The sequence below is a fragment of the Lentibacter algarum genome (assembly GCF_040580765.1).
In the GTDB taxonomy this organism is placed as follows: Bacteria; Pseudomonadota; Alphaproteobacteria; order Rhodobacterales; family Rhodobacteraceae; genus Lentibacter; species Lentibacter algarum.
The window spans coordinates 2909056-2935391 of the sequence record NZ_CP158687.1 but is presented as its reverse complement, the minus strand read 5'-3'; the positions used below and the strand labels follow the sequence as shown (position 1 = coordinate 2935391).

The 26336-nt window shown below is 56.2% G+C and carries 26 protein-coding genes and 1 pseudogene; 15 read left to right on the top strand and 12 right to left on the bottom strand.

Annotated elements, in window-relative coordinates; genetic code table 11:
- Positions 1 to 35 precede the first annotated feature (35 nt).
- Both DSM117340_RS14620 and DSM117340_RS14615 read right to left on the bottom strand, forming a co-directional pair.
- Positions 36 to 743, bottom strand: coding sequence for a hypothetical protein (locus tag DSM117340_RS14620; RefSeq protein ID WP_273498185.1), 708 nt, complete (start codon positions 741 to 743; stop codon positions 36 to 38).
- Positions 744 to 815: 72 nt separating this feature from the next.
- Entirely contained in the window at positions 816 to 2345 is a 1530-nt protein-coding gene (locus DSM117340_RS14615) for a DUF2125 domain-containing protein (RefSeq protein WP_271437288.1), read from the bottom strand.
- Between the two features lie 123 nt (positions 2346 to 2468).
- Here DSM117340_RS14615 and DSM117340_RS14610 point away from each other — a divergent pair, with 123 nt between their 5' ends.
- On the top strand, positions 2469 to 3221 hold the full coding sequence (locus tag DSM117340_RS14610; protein ID WP_271437287.1) for an SDR family oxidoreductase: 753 nt from the start codon (positions 2469 to 2471) through the stop codon (positions 3219 to 3221).
- Positions 3218 to 3823 carry an enoyl-CoA hydratase/isomerase family protein gene (locus DSM117340_RS14605; RefSeq protein ID WP_271437286.1) on the top strand — a complete coding sequence of 202 codons (606 nt, stop codon included), beginning with the start codon at positions 3218 to 3220 and terminating at the stop codon, positions 3821 to 3823. The genes DSM117340_RS14610 and DSM117340_RS14605 overlap by 4 nt, the downstream gene beginning before the upstream one ends.
- On the opposite strand, the gene DSM117340_RS14600 is transcribed toward DSM117340_RS14605, so the two are convergent.
- Positions 3820 to 4119: an HNH endonuclease gene (locus DSM117340_RS14600; RefSeq protein ID WP_089893346.1), complete on the bottom strand. Its 300-nt coding sequence runs from the start codon at positions 4117 to 4119 to the stop codon at positions 3820 to 3822. The genes DSM117340_RS14605 and DSM117340_RS14600 overlap by 4 nt on opposite strands.
- Before the next feature lie 78 nt (positions 4120 to 4197).
- On the opposite strand from DSM117340_RS14600, the gene DSM117340_RS14595 reads away from it, so the two are divergent.
- Entirely contained in the window at positions 4198 to 5511 is a 1314-nt protein-coding gene (locus tag DSM117340_RS14595) for a mechanosensitive ion channel domain-containing protein (protein ID WP_271437285.1), read from the top strand.
- Positions 5508 to 6638 (top strand): TIGR03862 family flavoprotein, encoded by a 1131-nt coding sequence (locus DSM117340_RS14590; protein WP_271437284.1) that lies wholly within the window; start codon positions 5508 to 5510, stop codon positions 6636 to 6638. The genes DSM117340_RS14595 and DSM117340_RS14590 overlap by 4 nt, the downstream gene beginning before the upstream one ends.
- Positions 6639 to 6723: 85 nt before the next feature.
- On the opposite strand, the gene polA is transcribed toward DSM117340_RS14590, so the two are convergent.
- The 3 genes and pseudogenes from polA to DSM117340_RS14575 form a co-directional block, all read right to left on the bottom strand.
- Positions 6724 to 9519, bottom strand: coding sequence for a DNA polymerase I (gene polA / locus DSM117340_RS14585; protein ID WP_271437283.1), 2796 nt, complete (start codon positions 9517 to 9519; stop codon positions 6724 to 6726).
- Positions 9520 to 9694: 175 nt separating this feature from the next.
- Positions 9695 to 9868: a zinc-finger domain-containing protein gene (locus DSM117340_RS14580; RefSeq protein WP_271437282.1), complete on the bottom strand. Its 174-nt coding sequence runs from the start codon at positions 9866 to 9868 to the stop codon at positions 9695 to 9697.
- 60 nt (positions 9869 to 9928) lie between these two features.
- Positions 9929 to 11506, bottom strand: a pseudogene (locus DSM117340_RS14575) (DUF5928 domain-containing protein).
- A 139-nt stretch (positions 11507 to 11645) separates the two neighbouring features.
- On the opposite strand from DSM117340_RS14575, the gene DSM117340_RS14570 reads away from it, so the two are divergent.
- Both DSM117340_RS14570 and DSM117340_RS14565 read left to right on the top strand, forming a co-directional pair.
- The gene (locus DSM117340_RS14570) at positions 11646 to 12464 is read left to right on the top strand and encodes a sulfotransferase family protein (RefSeq protein ID WP_089893325.1); all 819 of its coding nucleotides are present in this window, start codon (positions 11646 to 11648) and stop codon (positions 12462 to 12464) included.
- A 70-nt stretch (positions 12465 to 12534) separates the two neighbouring features.
- Entirely contained in the window at positions 12535 to 13887 is a 1353-nt protein-coding gene (locus DSM117340_RS14565; protein ID WP_089893322.1) for an MmgE/PrpD family protein, read from the top strand.
- Positions 13888 to 13891: 4 nt separating this feature from the next.
- Here the strand turns inward: DSM117340_RS14565 and DSM117340_RS14560 are convergent, their stop codons facing one another.
- Positions 13892 to 14881: an adenosine kinase gene (locus DSM117340_RS14560; RefSeq protein WP_089893319.1), complete on the bottom strand. Its 990-nt coding sequence runs from the start codon at positions 14879 to 14881 to the stop codon at positions 13892 to 13894.
- Positions 14878 to 15522, bottom strand: a complete 645-nt coding sequence (nth, locus tag DSM117340_RS14555) for an endonuclease III (protein ID WP_089893316.1) — start codon at positions 15520 to 15522, stop codon at positions 14878 to 14880. The genes DSM117340_RS14560 and nth overlap by 4 nt, the downstream gene beginning before the upstream one ends.
- Positions 15523 to 15637: 115 nt before the next feature.
- On the opposite strand from nth, the gene DSM117340_RS14550 reads away from it, so the two are divergent.
- The 3 genes from DSM117340_RS14550 to DSM117340_RS14540 all read left to right on the top strand — a co-directional run bounded on the left by DSM117340_RS14550 (position 15638) and on the right by DSM117340_RS14540 (position 17922).
- A complete protein-coding gene (locus DSM117340_RS14550; RefSeq protein WP_177170706.1) occupies positions 15638 to 16471 on the top strand; it encodes a bifunctional helix-turn-helix domain-containing protein/methylated-DNA--[protein]-cysteine S-methyltransferase in 834 nt (277 codons plus the stop codon).
- A 113-nt stretch (positions 16472 to 16584) separates the two neighbouring features.
- Positions 16585 to 17244, top strand: a complete 660-nt coding sequence (locus DSM117340_RS14545; protein WP_089893735.1) for an OmpA family protein — start codon at positions 16585 to 16587, stop codon at positions 17242 to 17244.
- Positions 17245 to 17385: 141 nt separating this feature from the next.
- The gene (locus tag DSM117340_RS14540) at positions 17386 to 17922 is read left to right on the top strand and encodes an NAD(P)H-dependent oxidoreductase (RefSeq protein ID WP_089893732.1); all 537 of its coding nucleotides are present in this window, start codon (positions 17386 to 17388) and stop codon (positions 17920 to 17922) included.
- 103 nt (positions 17923 to 18025) lie between these two features.
- Here DSM117340_RS14540 and DSM117340_RS14535 read toward each other — a convergent pair whose 3' ends face one another.
- The gene (locus tag DSM117340_RS14535) at positions 18026 to 18730 is read right to left on the bottom strand and encodes a helix-turn-helix domain-containing protein (protein WP_089893310.1); all 705 of its coding nucleotides are present in this window, start codon (positions 18728 to 18730) and stop codon (positions 18026 to 18028) included.
- Positions 18702 to 18986: a hypothetical protein gene (locus tag DSM117340_RS14530; protein WP_089893729.1), complete on the bottom strand. Its 285-nt coding sequence runs from the start codon at positions 18984 to 18986 to the stop codon at positions 18702 to 18704. Before DSM117340_RS14530 ends, DSM117340_RS14535 begins: the two co-directional genes overlap by 29 nt.
- 176 nt (positions 18987 to 19162) lie before the next feature.
- Between DSM117340_RS14530 and DSM117340_RS14525 the strand changes: the two genes are divergently transcribed.
- The 5 genes from DSM117340_RS14525 to DSM117340_RS14505 all read left to right on the top strand — a co-directional run bounded on the left by DSM117340_RS14525 (position 19163) and on the right by DSM117340_RS14505 (position 23523).
- Entirely contained in the window at positions 19163 to 19639 is a 477-nt protein-coding gene (locus DSM117340_RS14525; protein WP_089893307.1) for a hypothetical protein, read from the top strand.
- A 42-nt stretch (positions 19640 to 19681) separates the two neighbouring features.
- Positions 19682 to 20314, top strand: coding sequence for a ribonuclease HII (locus DSM117340_RS14520; RefSeq protein WP_089893304.1), 633 nt, complete (start codon positions 19682 to 19684; stop codon positions 20312 to 20314).
- Positions 20315 to 20403: 89 nt separating this feature from the next.
- Positions 20404 to 21510: a site-specific DNA-methyltransferase gene (locus DSM117340_RS14515; protein ID WP_089893301.1), complete on the top strand. Its 1107-nt coding sequence runs from the start codon at positions 20404 to 20406 to the stop codon at positions 21508 to 21510.
- A gap of 201 nt (positions 21511 to 21711) precedes the next feature.
- Positions 21712 to 22770 (top strand): ribosome small subunit-dependent GTPase A, encoded by a 1059-nt coding sequence (rsgA, locus tag DSM117340_RS14510; protein WP_089893298.1) that lies wholly within the window; start codon positions 21712 to 21714, stop codon positions 22768 to 22770.
- Between the two features lie 87 nt (positions 22771 to 22857).
- On the top strand, positions 22858 to 23523 hold the full coding sequence (locus tag DSM117340_RS14505; protein WP_089893295.1) for a cupin domain-containing protein: 666 nt from the start codon (positions 22858 to 22860) through the stop codon (positions 23521 to 23523).
- Here DSM117340_RS14505 and DSM117340_RS14500 read toward each other — a convergent pair.
- Positions 23520 to 24653, bottom strand: a complete 1134-nt coding sequence (locus tag DSM117340_RS14500; RefSeq protein ID WP_089893292.1) for an alkane 1-monooxygenase — start codon at positions 24651 to 24653, stop codon at positions 23520 to 23522. The genes DSM117340_RS14505 and DSM117340_RS14500 overlap by 4 nt on opposite strands.
- 33 nt (positions 24654 to 24686) lie before the next feature.
- The gene (gene mutY / locus DSM117340_RS14495; protein WP_089893286.1) at positions 24687 to 25745 is read right to left on the bottom strand and encodes an A/G-specific adenine glycosylase; all 1059 of its coding nucleotides are present in this window, start codon (positions 25743 to 25745) and stop codon (positions 24687 to 24689) included.
- Positions 25746 to 25808: 63 nt separating this feature from the next.
- Between mutY and DSM117340_RS14490 the strand changes: the two genes are divergently transcribed.
- Positions 25809 to 26327 carry a DciA family protein gene (locus tag DSM117340_RS14490; protein WP_089893726.1) on the top strand — a complete coding sequence of 173 codons (519 nt, stop codon included), beginning with the start codon at positions 25809 to 25811 and terminating at the stop codon, positions 26325 to 26327.
- The last annotated feature ends 9 nt before the right edge of the window (positions 26328 to 26336 follow it).

Here is a 26336-nt window from a genome sequence, read left to right as displayed (position 1 = left end):
ATAAGCAGGGTGCGTTCAAGTCACGACTGCGTTTCTCAGGCTGCGAGGGCGGCGAGCCAGAGATCATCGATGGCATCGAGCTTTGCGGGGGAGAAAGCTGTTTCACTTTCCCAGTAGCGGCCTGAAGCAACATGATAGGCGAGTTCTTTTTCTTGGGCTTTCACGGAGTTGAAAGCTTTGGCATCTGGCAGAGAGGCCGTTTCTTCGAGGGCGGCGGGTGTTGCAGTTGGAAAAAGCAGGCGGCTTTCGAGCGTGTCGGCGCGCAGGCAGGCGCAGCCTTGGGCGGCGGCGTGGAGCATGAGGCGGGCTGATTTTGCCTCAAGATTGCGCAGTGAAATATCATCCCGCAGTGGATCGGCCGTGCCCGTGCCGTAGAAGTGTGTGCGCTTGTCTTGTGGGTAGATCATATCACAGCCGACAAAGACCATGGCCGATGGCTTCAGAGCGGCAAGGGCCCAATAGCCCGCCGTGAAGGCCATTGTTCCGCCCGCATAGAGGATGCCGCCGTAGCGGTTGTTGGCAGGTACATATGTGGAGGACGTCACCCGCATCTGGCCTGCTTCAAGCGCTTTGGGCGCGCGCTCATCAGGAAAATCGTCAGGGGCGATATGGTGAGTCCAATCGGGGCGGACTTGCCATGCATTGTTGATCGCTACGATGGCTGAAAAGCGCGAGCTTGGCCAAGCGGCGCAGGCGGTAACATTTGGGGCACTGCCCATAATGAGGACGGGTTTGTCAGGCATTTGCTTGCCCCTATCAGTTGCTCTTGCAAGCTATACAGGGGCGAGCCTTGTTAGGATCAATTTTAGCGTGCGTCAGCGCAGGCGCTGGCCGTTTGCGAGGACGTGGCCTTGATCATTCACCTCGATCTTTGAGGTCAGGGTATCGGGTGTCCCACTTGGGATGGTAAAGAGGCCCATCATCATGCGTGCGCCCATGGCTTGGTCTTCGGGGAGCAGGCCCATGGCGACGAGCTTGTCTATGAGGCCGTTGCCGCCGACGAGCTTCAGATCAACCGCTCCCACGGGCTTTGGCATGCCTGAAAATGTCTGGGTGTCAGAGTTGTCTATCTGAAACGCGCCTCTGCCAGTCAGTGATGCGCCTGCTGCGGTGAGCTCAAGTGCGTTGATATCGATAGAGTTCACTTCGCCTGGATTTTGCGCTCCTGTTTCAACGCCTGTTATGCTCTCAGGGTCCATCATATCGAACAAGAGTGTCGCTTTTCCAGAGAGGTCCAGATGAAGCGTGGCTGGATCGCGCGGGAGCTGGCCTGTCGGGTCAACCATGGCCCAGAGCATTTCGGAAGTGGTGAAATTGGCGAGCTGGACCGTGAGGCCAAAGTCCTGTGCGTTTTCCGATGCACTGATGGGTATGGTCAGAGAGAGGGCGCTTTTTTCAGCGGTCAACTCAATGGGAAATGGGACTTGGGTGCCTGTCATGTTGGATTTGAGCCCTGTAGCCTCGGCGCCGTAGTGCAGGCCTGCTTCGCTCATTGCTACCTTGAGAAGGCCTGTCTCGGAGGACGAGACGCCAACTGTTTGCCCGCCGCTTTCTGCGATTTCGAAAGTGGTGCTACCGTCAGCATAGGCAAAGCCGCCGTCAAACGCGAAGCCAGCTTTCAGCATGGCCGAGACGTCCTGCGCGTCAAAACCGCCAGCGCTCGGGTATGCGCCTGTGCCATTGAAAGACAAGGCATTGAGCGCGCCGATCATTTTGAAAGCCTCAAGCCCGTCAGCTTCTTCGGGGCTATTGATATCTAGCGTGTAGCTCAGTTTATCGACAGAAAAGGACTGCATGATATTGCGGATATTGCCGAGCTTCATATTGGAAGCGCCTGCGAGGCCCGTCATGTTGAAGGCCACTGTGCCGATGTCGAGTGGCTTCCCTTCAACCATAAGGTCGGCAAGGCTCATATCAAGCGTCGATGCTGTGGTAATGTAGTTCATGTCGTCGGGACTGCCCGAGACGATGATGGACAGATCCGTTGTGTCATAATTGAGTGTGCCCGCGACCTCCGTTTCGCCACCTGAGACCACATCGAAGGTGATAGGAAACGTGTCGGGCAGGCTGATTTCGACTGTGCCGTCCGAGAGGTTTGAGAAAGACATTTCGCCCATGCCAAGATCAACGCTGCCGCTTTGTTCAGGGATTGGCATAGAAAGCTTCAGGCCCGATATTGTGAGCGTATCGCCTGATGTGGCTTCTGATCCTTGGACAGTATAGCCGAACCCTTGAATGTAGTCTTTCCAATCCATCCAGACATCTTGCGCATTTAGGTCAGCGAGAGAGGATGTGGCTGTGAAGACGAGAGCGGTGCTTCCGAGAAGCAAGGAACGGGTAAACATGGAAAAACCTTTCGGGGAATGTGTTGGTCTTAATGTCGTTGCGCATGGAGCGGGGTCAAGAGGTGATCCTGCTGGACCTTAGCATATCAGCAGATTACCAATAATTGAAAACAGGAGGATGACATGAGTGATGTAACGGGCAAGACTGTGCTTATCACGGGCGCGAGCCGCGGGATTGGCGAAGCCACGGCGCGGCTTTTTGCGCGTGAGGGGGCGAATGTGGTTTTGACCGCGCGCAGTGAGGCGGTGATTGACGAGATCGCGCTCGATATTGGCGAAAACGCCATGTCCATCGCGTGTGATGTCTCTAAATATGGCGATATGCGCGACGCTGTGGAGCACGCCATTGGGCGGTTTGGCAGCCTTGATATCCTGATCGGCAACGCGGGCGTGATTGAGCCTGTGGCGATGCTGGCGGAGAGTGACCCAGAGGCTTGGGGCGACGCAATCGATATCAACCTCAAGGGGGTTTATCATGGGATGCGCGCGGCGATGCCTCATATGCTGAAGCAAGGTCGTGGCACAATTATCACCATCAGCTCTGGTGCCGCGCATAATGCGCTCGAAGGCTGGAGCCACTATTGCGCCTCCAAGGCGGGTGCGGCGATGATGACCAAAGCGGCCCATGTGGAAGGCGCAGCGAAAGGGCTGCGCGTGATGGGCCTTTCGCCCGGAACCGTGGCGACGCAGATGCAACGCGAGATCAAGGCGAGCGGCGTAAACCCCGTGAGTGAAATGAACTGGGAAGACCATATTCCTGCGGAATGGCCCGCGCGCACACTGCTCTGGATGTGCAGCGCCGCAGCGGACCCGTTTCTTGGGCAGGAATTGGCCTTGCGCGACGAGGGGCTTCGCAAAACGGTGGGCTTGATATGATTACGCTTACAAAAGACGATACGTTTTGGATTGTGTCTCTAAACCGCCCTGAAAAGGCAAATTCTCTGACAGCAGCTATGCTTGAAGAACTCTGTGAGATCATCGAGGGCGCGGGTGAGGCACGGGTGCTTGTGCTGACTGGCGAGGGGAAAGTTTTCTCAGCTGGGGCGGACCTTGATGAGGCGCGCGCAGGACTTGCAACATCTCCTTTGTGGGAGCGGCTGTCTGGCGCTGTCGCGGCTTTTGAAGGCCTTAGCATTGCCGCGCTCAACGGCACGCTGGCTGGCGGTGCTATGGGCATGGCGCTGGCGTGTGACATTAGGCTTGCTGTGCCGAGCGCAAAGTTTTTCTACCCTGTGATGAAGCTTGGCTTTTTGCCGCAGCCGTCGGACCCTGCACGGATGAGCGCGCTGATTGGCCCTGCGCGGACCAAGCTTGTTTTGATGGGCGGACAGAAAATCATGGCAGAGGAGGCGCTGGCCTTTGGGCTGATTGATCGCATTGTTGCGCCAGACGCGCTTATGGATCAGGCGCGCGAAATTTCTGACCATGTGCTGGCAGCCAAACCTGAGATCATTTCAGGCATCAAGGCGATGATTTAGCGCGCGCGGCGTTTGCCCGGAGTCTTTGATTTGAAATCGGGCGGGCGCTTAGCGACCCAGCGGATGAACTTTTCCAGCCGTGGATGTGCACGCAGGGCTTCTGGCGTGTTATAGCTGCGTGCGAGTTCTGTTTCGCTCAAGCTGACATGGATTTCATTGTGGCAAATCTGGTGAAGCAGCACCGTTTCGCCGCCTTTGCCACCACGTAGACGCGGGATAAGGTGATGCCGGCTCTGTGGCACGCCCGCAGGAATCGGGCGGAGGCAGAGCGGACAGATCGGGGCGATGTCATCCATAGTGAGTTGCTCAGTTGTAAAGTGGGGCCGAACGGGGCATTAGACGAAGTCGTAACCCAGTTGGTAAGGGATGTAGAGATGGACGGGCAGCCGGAGATCATCAAAACCGCGTTAACTTATGCGGAGCAAGGCTGGGTTTTAGCGCAGAGCTGGCTCTTGAGCCCAGCGGCTTGGTCTCAGTTTGGTCTGTTGATTTTGGCCTATGTGCTGGCTGTGATCGTGACAAAGCGGCTGCGTCCTAAGATTTCGCAGCTACTGACGCCCGATGCGGCGCAGCAAAACATGCTGGCCAGCGGACGGCGCTGGCTTCTGGTTTTTGTGCCACTGATCCTGCCACTTCTGGCCTATGTTTTTACAGCGGTTGGCGAAAGCGTGGTCCGCTCACTCTTTGACTCGGGTGCTGTGATTGCCTTTGGCAAGCGGGTGTTTCTGTTTCTTGCAGCGCGCACATTTGTGAATGAGGCTCTGCGCGATCCCTTCCTGAAGTTGTTGGGGCGCTATGTTTTGATCCCCGTCATGGCGATTTATGCCGTCGGGCTGCTTGATGTCGTGAGTGCCAAGTTGAGCGCAACAGTGATCAGCCTTGGCAACATCAGCTTCTCGCTCATGTCGGTTGTGCGGGGTCTGATTGCTGGCTCGCTTCTGTTTTGGTTTGGGCGCTGGTCAAATGATCAGTCCAACGCTTTTATCGAAAAGCAAAAAGAAATGCCTGCAGCGACGCGCACTTTAGCGGCGAAAACAGCGGAGCTGATGATTTTTGGTGTCGCCTTCCTGCTGCTGATGAACATCATGGGCATCTCACTTACTTCGCTTGCTGTGATTGGTGGCGCGATTGGCGTGGGGCTTGGCTTTGGGCTTCAGAAGATCGCATCAAATTTTATCTCGGGTGTGATCCTTCTGTTGGAAGGCCAAGCCACTGTGGGCGACTTTGTCGAACTTGACGGCGGAGAGGCGGGCAAGATTGTCAAGATGACGGCGCGTGCGGCCATATTAGAGACGTTTGATGGCCGGTGGATTGTTGTACCCAACGAAGATTTTATCACCACTCGGGTGGTCAATTACTCGGATGCGGGCAGCGCCAACCGATATGAGGCGCCTTTCTCTGTGAGCTATGACACCGATATCAATCTTGTGCCTGCGATTGTTGAAGCGGCAGTGGCCAAGCATCCGAAAGTACTTGCGTTGCCCTATCCGCCTGACTGCGAGTTGCGCGGCTTTGGCGACTCTGGCGTTGATTTCGCGGTTGAGTTTTGGGTCAATGGGCTGGATGACGGCGAGAACAAATTTACCTCAGATGTGCTCTTCCTCATTTGGAAAGCGCTGAAAGACAACAACATCACAATCCCTTATCCCCACCGCGTTGTGGAACTTCATGACAAGCGTGCATCATGAAAACAGCCTTGGTGATAGGAGCGGGGCCTGCGGGGCTGATGGCGGCCGAAGAGCTTGCGCTGGCGGGTCTGAAAGTTGTTGTGGCGGAGGCCAAGCCCTCACCTGCGCGCAAGTTTCTCATGGCGGGAAAGTCTGGGCTGAACCTGACGAAAGACGAGGCGTTCGAGGATTTTGTTGCGGCCTATGACTCTCCGGCGCTTCGGCCAATGCTTGAGGCCTTTGGACCAGAGGATGTGAAGCGTTGGGCGGAGGCACTTGAGCAAGACGTCTTCACTGGCTCATCGGGACGGGTTTTTCCCAAGGCGATGAAGGCCTCACCCCTTTTGCGCGCATGGCTTAGGCGGCTCGATGCGCTAGGCGTTGAGCTCAAGACGCGCTGGCGCTGGATCGGTGAAGCCAAGTTTGAAACACCAGAGGGGCGCGTCAGTCTTACGCCTGATGTGACTGTTTTGGCGATGGGCGGCGCGAGCTGGGCGCGGCTTGGCTCTGATGGCGCGTGGGCACAAGACATGCCCGATCTTGTTGCGCCGTTTCAGCCAGCCAACATGGGCTTTGCTGTGAACTGGTCAGCACATATGGCGCCTCTGTTCGGAGCTCCTGTGAAGCAGGTAGAGTTGCGGGCAGGCGGCATAAAACACCGTGGCGAGTTTGTTGTCTCAAAGCGCGGCTTGGAGGGCGGTGGCATATATGTACTTTCCAAAGCCATGCGCGAAGGCGCAGCGCTATGGCTTGACCTGATGCCAGATGTATCTTTGGCCGAAGTCGAGGCGCGGCTTGCCAAAGCAGGCAAACAGAGCCTGCCGAATGTTCTCAAACGCCTCAAGCTTGATCCGGTGAAGCGCGCTCTTTTCTTCGAGTTTGGCAAAGACAGAGACGTTTCTGTTGCTAGAACGCTAAAAAATTTACCGCTCATTCACGCGGGCCCACGGCCGATTGATGAAGCCATCTCGACTGCAGGTGGCCTGCGCTTTGATGTGCTGGATGCGGGCCTTATGCTCAAATCCCAGCCCAATGTCTTTGCCGCAGGAGAAATGCTTGACTGGGAAGCGCCCACAGGCGGTTATCTGATCACAGCGTGCCTCGCCACAGGAAGATGGGCGGGCCAGCACGCAGCCAAGCGCGCCTAGTCCTGCCTCTTTCTAAAACTATCCTGGGAGTCTGGGGGCAAAGCCCCCAGCTGGTCGGATTGTGCGAAGCACAATTCGAAACAGATTAATGCGCCTCGGCCCAGTTCGCGCCCTGACCAGCATCGACAATCAGCTTCACGTCAATTTTCACAGCAGGCTCTGCCGCGCCCTCCATAATCTCACGGGCCACTGCAATCGTTTGCTCAACGGCCTCATTTTCAACTTCAAACAATAGTTCGTCATGAACCTGCAAAAGCATCTTCGCAGGCAAGCCAGCAATCGCCTCTGGCATACGGATCATGGCGCGGCGGATGATGTCGGCGGCTGTGCCTTGAATGGGCGCGTTGATGGCGGCACGCTTGGCAAAGCCTGCGCGGGGGCCTTTGGCAGCAATCTCGGGTGTGTGGATTTTGCGGCCAAAAAGCGTCTCTACATAACCGTGACTTTTTGCAAACTCGGTCGTTTCATCCATATAGGCGCGGATACCTGGGAAGCGTTCGAAGTAACGGTCGATGAAGCCCTGCGCTTCGCCGCGCGGGATACGTAGGTTGCGCGCGAGGCCGAAGCCCGAGATGCCATAGATCACACCGAAGTTGATCGCTTTGGCGCGTCGGCGGATATCGGGGGTCATGTCTTCAAGCGGTACATCAAAGATTTCCGAGGCGGTCATCGCGTGAATATCGTGGCCGTCTTTAAAGGCCTGCTTCAGAGTGTCGATTCCTGCGATATGCGCGAGGATGCGCAGCTCGATTTGTGAATAGTCGAGCGCGATGAGCGTTTTGCCTTCTTCGGCCACAAAGGCCTCGCGGATGCGGCGGCCTTCCTCGCTGCGAATGGGAATATTCTGTAGGTTTGGATCGGAGGAGGCGAGGCGGCCTGTGGTGGCTCCTGTCTGCAGATAGGAGGTGTGGACGCGGCCTGTTTCGGGGTTGATATGGTCTTGTAGCGCGTCTGTGTAGGTGCTTTTTAGCTTGGAGAGCTGGCGCCAATCGAGAACGCGTGCAGGAAGCTCGTGTTCTGTTGCAAGCTCCTCTAGGATATCTGCGCCCGTGGCGTAGGCGCCTGTCTTGCCCTTCTTGCCGCCTTCGATGCCCATTTCGTCAAACAGGACTTCACCAAGCTGCTTTGGGCTGCCGACATTGAAGCTGCGCCCTGCGAGCTCGTGAATCTCTGCCTCAAGTCCCGCCATTTTCTGTGCGAAGGCGTTGGACATGCGGCTGAGCGTGTCGCGGTCGACCTTGATGCCGTGCATTTCCATTTGCGCCAGCACAGGCACAAGCGGGCGCTCGAGACGTTCGTAGACAGACGTGACTTTCTGCGCATGAAGCTGTGGCTTGAAGATTTGCCAGAGGCGCAGCGTGATGTCAGCGTCTTCGGATGCGTATTTCACGGCGTCGTCGATCCCGACACGGTCAAATGTGATCGCGGATTTGCCGCCGCCGAGGAGTGATTTGATGGGGATGGGGTTGTGGCCCAAGTAGCGCTCTGAGAGAGCGTCCATGCCGTGATTGTGTTCGCCTGCGTGCAGGGCGTAGGACATGAGCATGGTGTCATCAATCGGTGCGATATCGATGCCGTAGCGCTTGAGCATCTTGGCGTCGTATTTCATGTTCTGCCCGATTTTCATTACGGACGGATCTTCGAGCAATGGCTTGATCAGGGATAGGCACTGTTCCAGCCCAATTTGGCCTTCTGTCAATTCGTCAGAGCCAAAGAGCTGACCTTCTTCGCCCTCTTTGTGGGCCAGTGGAATATAGCAGGCGCGACCTGCCTCAACGCAGAGAGAGACCCCAACAAGATCGGCGCGCATTTCGTCTAAGCCTGTGGTTTCGGTATCCACGGCGACGTAGCCGCGCGCGCGGGCGAGGGCGATCCAGCGCTCCAGTTCTTCTGCTGTGCTGACCTTCTCATAGGTTGCTTCGCCAAAATCGGGCGCCTCGGGTGTGCCTGCGGGGGCGCTAGGCGCGTCAGGCTCAACGATCTCTGGTGCTTCGGCGCCGAGCTGGTCGGCGATGCGCTTGGACAGCGTGCGAAACTCCATTTCGGCGAGAAAGCTCAGGAGCGTGTCTGAGTTAGGGTCTTTGACTTCAAGATCATCAAGGCCAAAGTCGAGCGGTGTTTCGCAATCAAGCTGCACGAGGCGTTTGGAAAGCTCAATCTGGGCGCGGTGCTCGATCAGGGTTTCGCGGCGTTTGGGCTGTTTGATTTCGCCAGCGCGGTCGAGGAGCTCTTCGAGGGTTCCGTATTCATTTATCAGGAGCGCGGCGGTCTTGATACCGATGCCGGGCGCGCCGGGAACGTTATCAACAGAATCGCCTGCGAGAGCCTGAACATCGACAACGCGCTCGGGATAAACCCCAAACTTCTCATGCACGCCCTCGCGGTCGATGCGGCGGTTTTTCATTGCGTCTAGCATTTCGACGCCGCCGCCGACCAGCTGCATCAGATCTTTGTCAGAGGAGATAATGGTCACACGGCCGCCAGCTTCGCGGGCTTGTACAGACAGCGTGGCAATCATGTCGTCCGCTTCATAGCCCTCTAGCTCTTTGCAGGCGATGTTGAACGCTTCGGTTGCGCGGCGGGTGAGCGGCATTTGCGGGCGCAAGTCTTCGGGCATGGCCTCGCGGTTGGCTTTGTAGAGGTCATACATATCGTTGCGGAAGGTATGGGAGCCTTTGTCAAAGATCACGGCGACATGTGTGGGCGCATCTGGGCCTGTGTTGCCCTCAACATAGCGGTGGAGCATGTTGCAAAAGCCCGCGACCGCGCCGATGGGCAGGCCATCGGACTTGCGCGTGAGCGGGGGTAGCGCGTGATAGGCGCGGAAGATGAAGGCGGAGCCGTCGATCAGATGAAGGTGGCAGCCTTTGCCGAATGTCATGCGCGTGTCTCCCCTTGGATGCCCCATAGGTTTGCCACGAAGCGGGCTGCGCTTAAAGGGCGAAGTCTTCGGCTAGGGGCAATCTGCAAAAATTGATCATGCGCGCCTCTCTTTGGAACGCACAAACAAAAAGGCCGCCCGTGGGCGACCCGTTTCTTGCGGAATGTGTTGTTGTTTAGACTTTGCCTTCAAAGTCTTTGTGGACATAGCGGCAGTCGCAATAGGGGCATTCGACCCAGCCGTGCTCACCCGGAATTTGGAGCCATACGCGGGGGTGGCCGCCTTCGCCGCCGTCACAGGCCACGCGGTAGCTGTCAACGAGCTTGGTTTCTGGTGCTTGGGTTGTCATGTTGCTTTGTCCTTACCGCGCGTGATGTTGGCGATACTATAAGGCGAGCGCGCGGCCTGATCAATCGGCAAAGAGATAGTCAATATTGGCAATTTCATAAGCTTTCTCGGGCGTGGCCGCGAGGAATTGGGCGAGGGCTGCGGCATTGGCCTCGATGCTCTCGGTTTCGCGGATACGGAAGTGACCATCGAAATTGGCGTCGCGCAGCTCGTCGCTTTCGTGAACCATATCTGCTCGGATTGTGGGAAGCAGGCGCTCTAGCGTTTCCTTAGGGGTTTTCTCGCCAGCAAGGCCAACGCGCTTTGCGTGACCTGTTAGGTATTCGTCAGAGAAGCGGCACTCGATTTCGAGAAGGCGCGTTTTGGAGCGGTCGGCGCAGAAGTCTTGCAAGAGGTCGAGATTGCTCGGATCAATGCAAACGACAAGCTGGTCGGTTTCGTAGTAGTCAAACAACATACGCACCAGCGCGCGGCGGTGGCGGTGACGCTTGCCCATTGTGGACTGGATGCCGCCAAGGTCTGGAAGGGCCGTTCCTTCTTCGTTGAAGAGATACTCGATGCAAGGCACATTGGTCATCTTTCGGATACGCTCCACAAGCCGTTTGGCGACGTGCCATTTTTTGCAGACGACGATCAGCATTTCGCGCTCGCGGCCAAGGGAGCCTTCGTTCTCCCAAAAGCGCAGACCGAAGCGGCGGCCAATACGGCCCCGTCCTGTCAGGAACTTGAAGAGAGATGCGCCTTCATTCGAGATTTTGAAATCCCATCCGCGGGTTGCGTAAAGCAGGCCGAGGCGGCGCTTGAGCTCTTTGGCCTCGGGGCTGATCTTGCGGGCGAAGATATAGTCCTGACTGAGCAGAAGATCGTAGTGATCGTTGTAAAACGTGACTGGCAGGCCATAGTCGGTGAACATAAGGAAGGTGAGCGTGCGGGTCTGGATTTCGTCTTCGGGGACGAGGTGGCGGACCAGCGTCTGGAAAAATGTCTCGTCGGGAATCCACGTGGTCTTGAAAAAGCGCATGACGTCGCGGCGCTTTTTTGTGAAATCAAGGATCCATTCGACAGTACGGCGGCGCAGACACCACCACTGGCTGCCGATTTGGATCTGGAGATCTTCTGGGATTTTGCGGGTGAGGCCGAGTTTGCGCTGAAAATTGAAGGCGGCGTAAAAGCGGCGCTTTTGGGTCCGCTCGTTGAAGAAGTGGCGATAGATGAGCCGCTCTTCTTTCATGCCAGTTTTGATCCAGTCACTGTCAAAATAGTCAAAGCTCTCGACATAGTCGACATCGGCACGATCAAGGAACTCATGGGCGTATTCGGCAGATTTGATGGCCATGCAATCGCCAGAGAGCATTTAGAAATGCGTGGCGCGTGGGAAAGCGTCAACAGCGGCTTCGACGGCGTAGAGCGTGGCTTGGACCAAGGACCATTCGCCCCAACCGCATTTGATCCGCTTTTTGGCGAAGGCTACGTTTGGATTGCCCTCAAGCGCGGATTTTATCATTTCGAAATGGTCTGGGTTGGCGCGCGCATCAAAGTGGATCGACATATAGTCGCCCACAGCCGTGAGGCGCTCGGCCTGCTTGATGATGGCCTCTGGGTCTTTATGGCAAAGAAGGATGAAAGCTATTTTTGCCATTTTCGAAACATTTACCCCTAGTTAGACACACTGTTTACTTGATAAAGATGAAGTGCAGTTGAATAAACACGAAATATTTGCTTTTTTGCGATTAAAAATAACGAGTACCGCTGCGCAACGCAGCTTTAGGAGGCGAAATATGGGCTTTCCCGGAACGTGGATGACCGAAAGTGAGAGCGTAGTGTACCGCGTGGTACCAAAGTGTGCGTGCTCGACCATCGGCCAGATCATGTATTATTCTGACCACGGCGCGTTTTTTGATGGTGATATCCATGATGCAACAGACGGTTTGCACAAATGGGCGCGCGAAGAAAGCCAGGGGCTGATCAACGCCAATGTGAAAACTCATAATTCATATGCGTTTACTTGTGTGCGAAACCCTTACACGCGCATTCTTTCTAGCTTTTTTGACAAAATTTGTGGGATTCAGCGCAATGGCCGCCGCTATCGGGGCAACCTTGTGCCCCTTCTGATCCAGAAATACGGGATCGAAGTGGGTGGCGACGATGGTAAGGAAGAGTTTGACCAGATTAAGAGCTTCCGGCGCTTTTTGCTCTTTGCACGGGATACCATCAGATGGCGGCGCCCGATGGACCCGGACATTCACTGGAGTGCGATGTCGGGACATGTGGGCACATTTGTGGCCAATGGCGGGCGTTATGACAACATTTTTTGGACCGAACAGTTCAACGACGGGATGCAAAAAGTACTCGACGCCATAGAGACGCCTCATAAGGTCAGTCTTAAGAAAATCCCGCGCTTCAACGAGAGTGAAGGCCATGGGCCGAAGCGGCTGCACAATGTTGAAGACTATTTTGACGATATGTCGATGCATCTGGTCTACGAGATTTTCAAACGCGACTTTGAGCTGTTTAAGTATGATTTCAACGACCCGTCCAACAAGATGCCGATTGGCGAGATTGATCTTGATGAGGTTCATGCCAAGCTTGGTGACTGACGCCACATTTTAGGGCTTCTCAAACGTGCTAGCTCTGTCACTCTCTCGCTGAAAGGCGGGGGAGTTTTTCATGACAAAAGCGATGCATGAGTTTGCCACGGGGCTGACATATGAAGATGTGCCCGAGGCGATGCGCGCTTTGCTCAGGGTGAGCTTTGCCGACACGATGGGTGTGGCCGCGATTGGTGCGACAACTGATATGGCTGAGGCGGCCCGCAAGAGCACTGTTCGTCTCTTTGGCGCTGGCAGTGCGGGTGCTGCACGCATGCTGATGGATGGGCGAGTTGTGAGCCCGGTGGGCGCGGCTATGGCTGGTGGATTTACCGTTGATAGTGTCGATGCGCATGACGGGACGACGCCGAACAAGGGCCATGTGGGCAGCGCGGTTTTCCCTGCTTTGCTGGCGGTTGCTGATGCTATGCGGGCTGAGGGGCGTGCCGTGACAGGGGCAGACTTTCTGCTCTGGCTGGCGATTGGATATGAGGTGAGCACGCGCGCGGGCAAGGCACAGCACGCCACTTGCCCTGATTATCACACCTCGGGAAGTTGGACCGCCGTGGGCGTGGCTGTGGCTGTGGCACGGATGCTTGGGCTTGATGACGAACGTGTGCGGCACGCGGCTGGGATCGGTGAATATCACGGGCCAAGAAGCCAGATGATGCGCTGTATCGACTTTCCAACCATGCTGCGCGACGGTGTGGGCTGGGGCGCGCCCAGTGGTGTGACGGCTGGATATTTAGCGATGGACGGCTTCACGGGCGCACCTGCGCTGACTTGTGAAAGTGAGGAGGCGGCAGCATTTTGGGCTGGCTTAGGCTCTGAGTGGATGACACTCGCGGACACGCATTACAAGAAGTTTCCGTGTTGCCGCTGGGCGCACCCTTCAATGGATGCGGCGCAGGCTTTGATGGAGGAAAACGGGCTGCACCACGCCGATGTGGAGCGGGTTGAAATTCGCACGTTTCACTATGCCACGCGGCTGGCGGGACATAGGCCCGCGAGCATTGACGAGCTCGCATATTCGATTGCCTTTCCTGTTGCGACGATGATTGTGCGTGGCGGGTTTGGCGCGCGTGAGATGGACGCGGCTGTTCTTGCAGACCAAGACATCATCCGCGTGAGTGAAGCGACAGAACTTATTGACGATGCGGAGATGACGGCGCGTTCGGTGGAGAAGCGCTGGGCGGCTGTGACGATTATTACCAAAGACGGCGCACGGTATGAGGCGGAGCCGCGCTCGGCGAGGGGCGATGTGGACGCGCCTTTGAGTGAAGACGAGATGCGCGACAAATTCCATATGTTTGCTGACCCCGTTTTGGGCCGTGCGCGCGCTGAGAAAATCAGGGCGCTATGTCTTCGGTTTGATGCTTTGGACAGCAAAGAGTTTGCGGGGCTGCTTGATTTGGTGCTTGCAGCCCCGTGAGGCTTTAGAGCAGGCCGTGCTCGGCGAACAGCGCCTTCATGTCGACTTCGGGACGCGGGCCGATGTGGCTGATCACCTCGGCGGCGCAGACATTGCCCATACGGCCACATGTTTCCATATCGCGGCCCGAAACGAGGCCGAAGAGGAAGCCAGCGGCAAACTGGTCGCCTGCGCCTGTGGCATCAACGGGGACGATCTTTGTAACGGGGATATCGGTGCGCTTGCCTTCATGCATGATGCTGACGCCATCGCCCGAACGGGTGCAGACGACAAGCGGACATGCGGCGGCGACGCGGGCGAGATCGGCCTCGAGATCATTGTCCTGATAGAGCGAGCGAATTTCGGCTTCGTTGCCGATGACGAAGTCCATTTCGTTCTCGATGAGGCTGACGAAATCGGCGCGGTGGCGCTCGACGCAGAAGGGATCGGAAATTGCGATACCTGCTTTGCCGCCAGCGGCACGGCAGGCGCGGGCTGTACGGATGAAGGCGTCTTTGCCTTTGTCTTTGTCAAAGAGATAGCCCTCAAGGAACACAACCTCAGCGCCAGCGGCAACGCTTTCATCAACGTCATCGGGGCCAAGCTCGGCTGAAATACCGAGATAGGTGTTCATCGAGCGTTCGCCATCGGGGGAAACAAAAATCATTGAGCGTGAGGTGGGCAGCTCGCCCCCTGCGACGGGAGCATTTACGAAGTCGATGCCTTCGCGTGTCATCGCGTCAGCGTAGAAGTGGCCTAGCTCATCGTCGCGCACGCGGCCTATGAAGCCGGTGGCGAGGCCAAGACTGCCGATGCCTGCGATTGTATTGGCAACCGAGCCGCCCGGAGTCTGGACGCGCTCGTCCATTGCAGAAAAGAGCTCTTCTGAGCGCTGAGTCTCGACCAGCTGCATGATGCCTTTTGCGATCCCCATCTCTGCAAGGAAAGTGTCGGTTGATTGGGTGATCACATCAACGACTGCGTTGCCGATGCCGACGACTTGATACTTTTTCATAGGTTCTTTTCCTCAAATTCACAGAGATCGCGGATGATACAGGTGGCGCAAAGCGGCTTGCGCGCTTTGCAATGGTAGCGGCCATGCAGGATAAGCCAGTGATGTGCGTGGAGCTGAAAGTCCGCGGGTATATTGTCTTCGATTGCGCGCTCGACTGCGTCGACATCTTTGCCAGGGCAAATCCCCGAGCGGTTGCCGACACGGAAGATATGCGTATCAACGGCCTGCGCAGGCATACGCCACCACATATTCAGCACGACATTGGCTGTCTTGCGGCCCACGCCTGGGAGCGAGACAAGCGCTGCGCGGGAATTGGGGACTTCGCCGCCATAGTCCTCAACCAAGATACGGCTGAGCTTGATGACGTTTTTGGCTTTGTTACGGAAGAGGCCGATTGTCTTGATGTGCTCAATCAGACCCTCTTCGCCCAGAGCCAGCATTTTTTCAGGTGTATCGGCAATTTTGAACAGTTCTTTTGTGGCTTTGTTCACGCCTACATCTGTGGCTTGGGCGGAGAGCGCCACGGCGACGACAAGGGTATAGACATTCACATGATCGAGCTCGCCCACGGGGGCGGGATCTGCTGCGTGAAAGCGGGTGAAAATCTCTCGGAGCGTTTGATAATTGAGTTGCTTGGCCATGGGGAAGGTATGCCCGCGAGAGGGGCGACAGGCAAGATATTGATTTGCGCAGGAAACGGGTCGCGGGGGGGCGTTCTGGAGGCTAGGGTATCAGCTAAGGAGACATATGATGAAGATGGATCAGCCCGAAGGGCGCTATCATTACCAACTTATGCGCCGTGCTTTGGAGGCGATTGACGCGTCTGAGGTGCCGCTTTCGCTTGAGGCTCTGGCGGGTGAGATGCAGATGAGTACGGCACATTTTCAAAGGGTCTTTTCCGCATGGGTGGGTGTCTCTCCCAAGCGCTATCAGCAGTATTTGCAGCTTGGGCAGGCGAAGCGGATGTTGAACGAGCGGTTTACCACGCTTGAAACAGCGCAATCTGTTGGACTGTCAGGCGGCGGCCGGCTGCACGACCTTTTTCTGCGTTGGGAAGCAATGAGCCCCGGGGAGTTTGCCAAGAAGGGGGCGGGACTGACTGTGAACTATGGCTGGTTTGATACACCCTTTGGCGAAACGCTTGTGATGGGCACAAAGCGCGGAATTTGCGGCATGGGATTTGCCGAAGAGATGGGCCGTGAGGCTTGCTTTGAGGACTTGGCGCAGCGCTGGCCAAAGGCGGGATTTGTAGAGAAACCAGCTGCGCTTCATGGCTGGGTTAAGGCGGGACAGGAGCAAAGCGGCGAAACGGCACTGCACCTTATCGGGGCGCCCTTTCAGATCAAGGTATGGGAGGCTTTGTTGCAAGTCCCTTCGGGCCATGTGACCACATACAGCGAGATTGCTGGGGCGATTGGACATCCTAGGGCTGTGCGGGCGGTTGGTACGGCTGTGGGACGCAACCCTGTGAGCTGGTTGATCCCGTGTCACCGTGCGCTTCGAAAATCAGGGGCGCTGGGAGGCTATCACTGGGGCTTGCCTGTGAAACGTGCACTGCTTGCTTGGGAGTCTGCGCGCGAAGAGGCGTGAGCGGATGGGCGAATTGCTGCCGATCACGCGAGTGTTGCTTCTTTGTGGGCGGTGGCAAGGCGTATATATAGCACACAAGCCACAGAGTGTGTGGCAAAAAAGACGAGGCAGATATGAAGATAATTTCAAAATTTATTAGCGTGAGCGCTGTGAGCGCGATGGTATTGCTTGCAGGGTGTACTGACCCGGGACTTGTAAATCCTGATGATCCGAACCGCAAAGCCAAGGAAGGTGCGCTGATCGGGGCGGCCGCAGGGGCGCTTATTGGCGGACTGACCCAAAGTGACGGCAAGAAAGGCGCCTTTCGTGGCGCAATTGTCGGAGCAGGTCTTGGCGGGCTGACGGGTGCAGCGCTCGATCAGCAAGAGCGGGATTTGCGGGCCAAGCTTGGCAATGATGCGAAGATTGTGAATACGGGCGAGCGCCTGATTGTGACGATGCCGCAGGATATTTTGTTTGCGACAGACAGTGCGAGCCTGCGCCCTGACCTTACAAGCGATATTCGCGCTGTGGCGAGCAGCCTCAACACCTATGGCGAGTCAACTGTGCAAGTGGTTGGGCATACCGATAACACGGGCGACGCAGGCTATAATCAGAGCCTTAGCTTACGCCGCGCACAGGCGGTTACGGCTATCTTGGCGAGTGAAGGTGTGAACAGCTTCCGCATGCAGGCCGTGGGCCGCGGCGAAGACATGCCTTTGGCGACGAACTTGACGCCAGAAGGCCGTCAACTGAACCGTCGTGTGGAGATTGTGATTACGCCAAGCGTATAACTTTCGTGACATCGACATGAACCGGCCCTGCCAGAAACGGTGGGGCCTTTTCTTTTTTGCACAGGGGCTGTGCGCTTGTGAGAATTGCTGTGGGAGCGCCGTCAGTTTAGGAGCGAGGGGACTTCATAAATGGAGGCCACAATGGCTCATGTAAAACTTCTCGGACTTTCTGGCGCTCTGCGCAAAGGCTCAACCAACACCTTGCTGCTGCAAGAAGCGGCGCGGCTTATGGGCGATGCAAAGCTTACACTCGCTGACCTCAATCTGCCACTTTATGACGGCGATCTGGAAGCGGCTGAAGGCGTGCCTGCTGCTGTGCAAAAGCTTGCGGCACAGATTTCTGAGGCGGATGCTGTCGTGATTTCGACACCGGAGTATAACCGTGGCCTTTCTGGCGTTTTGAAGAATGCGCTGGATTGGGTGAGCCGTGTGGAGGGCAGCGCATGGGCGGGCAAGCCTGTTGCGCTGATGTCATCAGCAGCGGGGCGCTCTGGTGGCGACCGTGGGCTTGTTATGTTGCACAGCTGCATGACACCCTTTCAGCCCAAAATTGTTGCCGGTCCCGAAGTGACAGTTGCGGCAAGCTACAATGAGTTTGATGCTGAAGGACGTTTGCAGGGCGAGCTTTATGTGAAGAACTTGACTGCGCTCATGGCAAATCTACGCGCGGCGATTTGATTTCGGATTTTCGCGTTGCGAAAACCCGATTGAAGCGGGGGACCAGTCCCCCGCACCCCCTGGGATACTTTTGGAAAGAAAAAGAAAACAGCTCTTTCGGGGGCTAGAGCACTTGGATCACGCTTTTGTCTATGCTGAGGATATAGCCACGACGGGCAATGTTTTTGATCAGCAGTTCTGAGACAAGCTGATTGCCCAATGTGTCGCGCAAACGCTTGATACGAGTGGCGCCTGCCGCTTCGTCGCAATCTGAGGCGAGGCGACCTGAGATGACGGCCTCTATTTCAGCGCCGTTGAGCACATCGTCATCCATACGGGCTTCGGCGAGGACACTTAGGGTTTCCATAGCGGCGCCTGTGAGCTTGAACCCCATGTTGTTCAGATAGACGGTGTTTTCTTCACGACTGATGAGGAGTGAATTAACCTGAATCCCTGAGCGCTCAATGGTGGCCATGCGGCGGCTGAAGGCGGCGAGCATCATGAGAAAGACGAACGCGGCGATAAGCATTGCGGCGGCGAAAACAAGCAACACAAAAATCACCATTCGGTAGCTTGAGAGCGTGTCTGAGAAGGCTGTACCGGACTGGGCCAGAATTTCGAGCAATTTGATTTCTGCTTGCGTGCTCAAGTTGTCATTTTCGACAAAGAGCTGCTCAACTCGCGCGTTGAAAGCGCCAGCATCGGGGAGCGTGAAGAACAGCACGACGGCGGCGATGAGCAAGATTGCGACGATTGCCGCGATCCCGATAAAGACGGTGCGGTTTGGATTACTCATACGCTCAGAAGCGGAGATAGAAGGGTCCTGCACTCTCTTTCCTCTCATTAAGGCCGCTGGCGTCAAACACCGAAACAACATTGAGCAACACCCATCCGCCTTTGGCAAGGCGTGGCGTAAGCTGGGAACGGGCGGAGGCTGCGGTGCAGGCGCCTGTGATTTGGGCGACGCCATAGTGAAGCTTAAGCGGGTTGTCTTGCTTGGCCTTGTAGTCGGCATAGCAATCGGCCGCGTGAAGCGGGGAGGAGAGGAGCGCGAGAGCAGCGGATATAAGTATGATGTTTTTCATGCGATCAGACTGCGCGTTTTGGGATTGATATTCAATATCCATGCGCCCTTGGGGCAGATGCTATCTGATAGCAGTGGGCTGTTATTGCCTGACTTTGGGGGATTTCTGATTTTGGCTTCATCGCTGGTTTGCACAAGAGAGTGCGTGCCGCCCTGAAACCGAAAGGAGATGTTCTAATGTCACGTAAATTTATTGCTTCGATTGCGTTGAGTGCGCTTGTTGCTGCTTCATTGAGCGCGGCACCCGCCCGTGCAGACGATCGGGATACTGCACGCGCTATTGCTGGGATTGCGGCGCTTGTGTTGCTTGGGAAGGCGATCAGTGATCGCAATGACGACCGCCGTGATCAACACAGTTATCATGCCAAACCACAGAACCAACATGGTCATGGTGTGCGTCGGCATGTCCAAGTAGATCCGAAGCCTTTGCCCCAGCGTGTTCGCAAAATGACTTTGCCGCAGCGGTGTCTGACCACGGTTCAGACGCGCCGTGACACGCTGCGCTATATGAACGGGCGTTGTTTGCAGAACAATTATCGCTGGTCCGAGAGCCTTCCACGCGCTTGTGAGATCAGAGTGAAGGGGCCACGTGGTGTGCGCACGGGCTATCAGGCGGGCTGCCTGAAGCGGAACGGATACCGCCTGAACGGATAATACCTGCTTGATCTGGGCCTGCTCTCTCTGTCATCTGGCAGAATGACAGGCCCAGATTTTTCTTATGAGCGCGCGGCAATGGCCCGTGGATTTGCCCGTATTGCGGGTGTTGACGAGGTGGGCCGTGGACCACTGGCGGGTCCAGTGACAGCCTGTGCAGTTGTGCTTGATATGTCGCGTATCCCCGAAGGGCTCAACGACAGTAAGAAACTGAGCGCCAAGCGGCGGGAAAGTTTGGCGGAGGCGATTTTGTCTTGTGCCGAGGTGAGCGTGGCGAGTGCGAGCGTGGAAGAAATTGACCAGCTCAACATTTTGCGTGCTTCGCATCTTGCGATGGAGCGTGCCGTCGCGGGCCTTTTGACACCGCCTGACCATTGTTTGATTGATGGAAACCTCATTCCAAAGGGCCTCACCGTCTCGGCAGAGGCGATTGTGAAGGGGGATAGCAAATCAGTGAGCATTTCTGCTGCTTCGATTGTGGCCAAAATCAGGCGAGACTATGTCATGTCGGCACTGGCGCAACAGTATCCGGGCTACGGCTGGGAAACAAACGCCGGATATCCATCAAAAAGTCACAGACTGGCGCTGCAAAATCTTGGTGTGACCCCACACCATAGACGTTCGTTCAAACCAGTGCACAATATCTTGTATCAACAAAAAAATGTAAGTGACTGATTCAAAAAAGAAATTGACCGCGAATCGTCAATGACTCATCTTAGGCCTCAACCAATGAGTGCAAAACGCACCGTGTATGAGGCAGAAAAATGAAAACGAAAACGAACGCAAAGAGCGCGGTGTCGCTTCCTTTGAACACCATTTTGGACGGAGACTGCATTGAGCGTATGAACGCGCTCCCTGCGGAGAGCATTGATCTGATCTTTGCTGATCCACCCTATAACTTGCAGCTCAAGGGCGACTTGCATCGCCCTGACAATTCAAAAGTGGATGCGGTGGATGACCACTGGGACCAGTTTGACAGCTTCAAAGTTTATGACAAATTTACACGCGAATGGCTCGCTGCGGCACGACGCCTGCTGAAGCCGAATGGCGCGATCTGGGTGATTGGCTCTTATCACAACGTCTTCCGCATGGGTGCCGAACTTCAGAACCAAGGGTTCTGGATCCTCAATGATGTGGTGTGGCGCAAGTCAAACCCTATGCCGAACTTTCGTGGCAAGCGCTTTACCAACGCACATGAGACAATGATTTGGGCGGGTAAAACCGAAACAAGCAAATACACTTTCAATTACGAAGCTCTGAAAGCTTTGAACGAAGGTATTCAGATGCGTTCTGATTGGGTTATTCCGATCTGCAACGGTGGCGAGCGTCTTAAGGACGACAATGGCGACAAGGCCCACCCAACACAGAAACCAGAAGCACTTCTGCACCGTGTGATGGTTGGCTCGACCAATGTTGGTGATGTGGTTTTGGACCCGTTCTTTGGCACAGGTACAACCGGCGCAGTTGCCAAGATGCTGGGTCGCGAGTTTATCGGGATCGAACGCGAAGAAGCCTACCGCAAGGTTGCTGAAAAACGGATCGCCAATGTGCGTAAGTTTGACAAGGAAGCGCTTGAAGTGAGCGTGAGCAAACGCAGCGAGCCACGCGTGCCTTTTGGTCAGCTTGTGGAGCGTGGAATGCTGCGCCCAGGCGAAGAGCTTTACTCCCTTAATGGCCGCCACAAGGCGAAAGTGCGTGCTGACGGCACTCTGATCGGCGACGATATCAAGGGATCTATTCACCAAGTGGGCGCGCATCTTGAAGGCGCACCAAGCTGCAACGGCTGGACCTACTGGAGCATCAAGCGAGACGGCAAGCAAGTTCCCATCGAACTGTTCCGCCAACAGATCCGCGCCGAGATGCGCAACTAAATTGAAACGAGAATTCACCCGAAATCATGGCTCAGATTTGAGCCAGCGGGTGAGCTCTGTCTTTATCCGAACACCGCCGGTGCCTGTGGCCTGACTCCACGGCACTTTAACTGAAGCCCCGTCCTCCTCCAGAGGCGGGGCCTTTTTTTGTCGGTATTTTGATATAGACTGGGCGGCAACACTATTGGAAAGCACACCTTAATGACCCACGACGACTCAGAGGCTTTGCGGCCAAAGAATGCGCCTCTTTCGCTTTTGCAAAAGTTGGGGTGGGGGCCGTTCTTTGCAGAGCAAGCTGATGCGTCCGTGATGGCTGAGACACCGCCTGTCAGAGTGACGGAAGTGCATCGCAGCGGTCATCATGTCGTGGGAGAGGGGATCGACACGATCCTTCCGCCGCGGCCTGATGCTACGGTGGGTGACTGGATATTGTTGAATGCTGAAGAGCCTGCCGAGAGCGTGGTTCTTGAACGCAAGAACCTGATTAAGCGGCGCGCGCCGGGGCCTGAGCGGCAGGTACAGCTGATCGGTGCGAACCTTGATACCACCTTTATTGTTACGTCTTGCAACGATGATTTCAACATTGCGCGGTTGGAGCGCTATGTTGCGCTTGCGCTTGAAGATAAGGCTTCGCCAGTTATTTTGCTGACCAAGGCTGATCTCGCGGAGGATGTCGAAAGCTACCTTAGCCAAGCGCGCTCAATCTCGGCAGATGTGCCTGTGCTCGCAATTGACGGGCGCGGCGAGGAGCCACGCGAGAGACTGGCCGAATGGTGCAAACCTGGTAAGACCGTTGCTTTCATCGGGTCGTCAGGTGTGGGGAAGTCGACGCTGACCAACACTTTGTCAGGCGGTCAGGAGATCAAGACCCAAGGTATCCGAGAGGGCGATGCACGGGGGCGGCACACCACAACGAGCCGCCAGCTCCACTTGCTGGTGAGCGGCTGCACCGTGCTGGACACGCCTGGCATGAGAGAGGTGCAGCTTACTGATGCGGCGTCGGGGCTCGGCGAATTGTTTGCTGATTTGCAAGAGTTGAGCACGCAGTGTCGCTTTCGGGACTGTATGCACGAGAGTGAGCCGGGCTGTGCTATCAAGAGCGCGCTTGCGGCGGGTGAGATTGGCGAGGCGCGCTTGGAGCGCTGGAAAAAGCTTGTCGCGGAAGACGCTTTTAACTCAGAAAGCCTGAGCCCGCGGCGCGCGAGAGACAGAACCTTTGGGCGCATTGCGAAGCAGCCAAAGAAGAAGGGTAAAAAATAGCGCTGACGGGAATGTGACGGGGCGGACCTATTCCCCTTGGCGCATCCGAAGGGTAGCTATGGCCAAAGCCTTTTGAGGAGAGACATGATGCATATTAACGCGGATTTTTCACAGCGGGTGGTTGTGCGTCCTGAGGACTATGAGTGGGTATCTTCGCCTGCGGCCGGTGTCGAACGGATGATGCTTGATCGCATCGGCGACGAAGTGGCGCGGGCGACGACGATTGTGCGTTTTGCGCCTGACTCGCAGTTTGACACACATACCCATGGCGGCGGCGAAGAGTTTCTTGTTCTTGAGGGCGTCTTTTCGGATGAGACGGGCGATTACCCTGCTGGTACATATGTGCGGAACCCGATCGGGACGAGCCATAAGCCGCACACAAAAGAGGGCTGCACGATCCTTGTGAAGCTGCATCAGTTTGATGCCGACGACCAAGAGCAATTTGCGATTGATACGCGCGCGGCCGCGTTTCGCCCCGGTATGGTTGAGGGGCTGTCTGTTTTGCCCCTACATTCTTGTGCGAGTGAGAACGTTGCTTTGGTGCGCTGGGCGGCGGGCACACAGTTTAACCAGCATGCGCATTGGGGCGGCGAAGAGATATTTGTGCTTGAGGGGACATTTCAGGATGAGCATGGTCGCTATCCTGCTGGAAGCTGGATCAGAAGCCCCCACCTTTCAAAGCACGCGCCGTGGTCGGATGAGGGCTGTTTGATCTATGTGAAGACAGGACATCTTCCGCAAAATGAGGCCTAGCGCGGCATCGGGTTTGTCGCCTTGTTATAAGGCTTCCACTCGGTGATTTCGGGGTAGTACATTTCGCGCCATTTGCGCACGCGTGGGTTCATTTTCTTGCGCCAAAGCGGTGGAACCATCGCGGCCATTGTCATCAGCGGGTAGCCATAAGGCAGCTGTGGTGCTTGCGCCGCGTCATAGTTTTGCAAGAGCGGGAAGCGGCGGTCTGGCTTGTAGTGGTGATCGGAGTGGCGCTGAAGATTTATCAGAAGCCAGTTTGAGGCCTTGTGCGCTGCGTTCCAGCTGTGGTGAGGCATCACGTGCTCGTATTTGCCGTCGCCGAGATGTTTGCGTGTCAGGCCGTAGTGTTCGATGTAGTTTACAAGCTCAAGCTGCCAGACAGCGGAAAAAGCTTGCCACAGAAACAGCGCGAGACCCATCCAACCGCCGACAATGAGCGCCAGAACCAGCATCGCGGCTTGTAGCGCCCAATAGCGGAAGAAGGGATTGGAAGTATCGCTCCACGGCAGATCCTTGCGGGCGAGCATTTCTTTTTCGGCTTTGAACGCAGAGCTTAGGCCCTCGCGAAGCACACGGGGGAAATAGCGGTAAAACCCCTCGTTGTAGCGTGCCGTTACAGCGTCGCGCGGTGTCCCGACGTAGCGGTGATGCACAAGCAGGTGCTCTGTTCGAAAGTGCGAGTAGAGCACCATTGAGAGAAGGATATCACCAAGCCAGCGCTCGAACTTGTTTTTCTGATGCATCAGCTCGTGGCTGTAGTTGATCCCGACTGTGCCTGTAATCACACCGACACCAAAGAACAGTACGACGGTTTCGAGCGCCTCGAGGTGCTCAGCGCGGGGGACATAATAAAGCAGACCGAAGAGTGTGATAAACTGGAGGGGGATCCAGATTTTGGTGATGAGAGAGTAGGCCGCCAGATGTTCTTCGCCAATGTTAGGGTCTGCATTTTCTGTGTTGAGGCCAAGGACGGCGTCAAGACCAGAGAACAGATACCATGTCGCCAGTGGCAGGAGAGCGACTGTCCAACCGCCATAAAACGCTCCGATCCAGGCAAGCGGAATGAGCGTCAACGAAAGCCAGAATGGCAGGGCGCGGCTGAGACTAGCGACTTGTTGGGCATTGAGCATTTGACGAACCTTTACTCAGGACAATTGGCAGAATTATTGCGAGGCAGTGTTGAACGCGCTTTGCGCGAGGTCAAATGCCTTTCGCATGACAGTGGGCAGGGCCTTGGGTGAAAAGCTGTGCTTGGGCACGAATTCTAGCCCCTCGATTTCGACGTCTTGGGGCAGAATTGCGATATGGATATCAAGGCGCAAGTGAAAGTGTGTGAAGGTGTGAAGCGCTTCGGCGTTGACCTTTTGCCAGTCGGCTTCAAGGGGCGGCGCGGCGACGCGCTCATCGCCCCAAGCGGCTCCGGGCCAACCGAGCATCCCGCCGAGGAGGCCTTTGTCGGGGCGGCGCTCCATCAACCAAGCGCCATCTTCGCGACGCGCGATGTAGGCGATACCGAGACGTGTGGGCTTGGCCGCTTTGGGGCGCTTGCGGGGTAAGGTATCGGCGATTCCTTCGGCGCGGGCCGTGCAGGGCGCACGCCACGGGCAGATGCCGCAAGCGGGGGATTTGGGCGTGCAGAGTGTTGCGCCGAGGTCCATAACTGCTTGGGCATAATCGCCTGCGCGCTGGTCAGGCGTCAGACCAGCGGCATGGGCGCGGAGCGTCTCTTTGCTATCAGGAAGCGGCTCTAACACAGTGTAAAGCCGCGACATCACGCGCTCAACATTGCCGTCCAGCACGGTTTCTGGATGATCATAGGCGATCGAGGAAATAGCCGCAGACGTATAGGGACCAATTCCAGGAAGGGCCTCAAGCTCGGCGCGTGTTTGGGGGAAGCCGCCTAACTCTGTGACGGCGCGTGCACATTTCAGCAGGTTGCGCGCGCGGGCGTAGTACCCAAGGCCAGCCCATTCCGCCATCACGTCTTCATCGCGCGCGGCGGCGAGCGCCTCAACCGTAGGCCAAAGCAACAGAAAGCGCGTGAAATAAGATTTGACGGCAGCGACAGTTGTCTGCTGGAGCATAATTTCGGAGAGCCAAACTGCGTAGGGATCAGGCATGATGCCAGCGGCTCTGTCAGATGGGCTTGTGCGCCACGGCAGGGTGCGCGCGTGCGTGTCATACCAGTCGAGCAGATCTGAGGCCTTCGCCGTGTCACGCATTGTTTATTCCCTGTTTACCAATCGCTCTGTCCAAGGAGCCTTTGCGCAGGTAACATGGCGTTGATGAATAAAGATGCAAGCCAAACCAAGCGGAACCGCGGCTTTAAGCGCGCGGCGAACCTGATGGGAGAGCGTATCAACGCTGTGTCCCAACAGCGTGGTTTTGCGGTATCGCGACTTTTGACCCATTGGGAAGAGATTGCTGGCCCAGATATTGCCAGCATTAGCCGCCCTGTCGAAATGAGCTACGGCAAAGGCGGCTTTGGCGCGACCTTGTGTTTGCTCACGACGGGGGCGAATGCGCCTGTTCTTGAGATGCAAAAGGCCAAGCTGCGCGAGAAGGTGAATGCAGTTTACGGCTATAATGCGATCTCTAGTATTCGGATCACCCAAACCCATGCGACGGGCTTTGCCGAGGGGCGGGTAGATTTTGAGCATCGGAAAATCAAGGTTGCGCCAAAGGCTCCCGACCCTGCTGTTGTGCAAGAGGTGAGGGCGCGAGCCGCAGATATCGGCAACGAGAGTTTGCGGCTGGCCCTTGAAGCGCTGGGCCAAAACGTTTTATCCAAACACAAACGCTAGAAGAGAGAT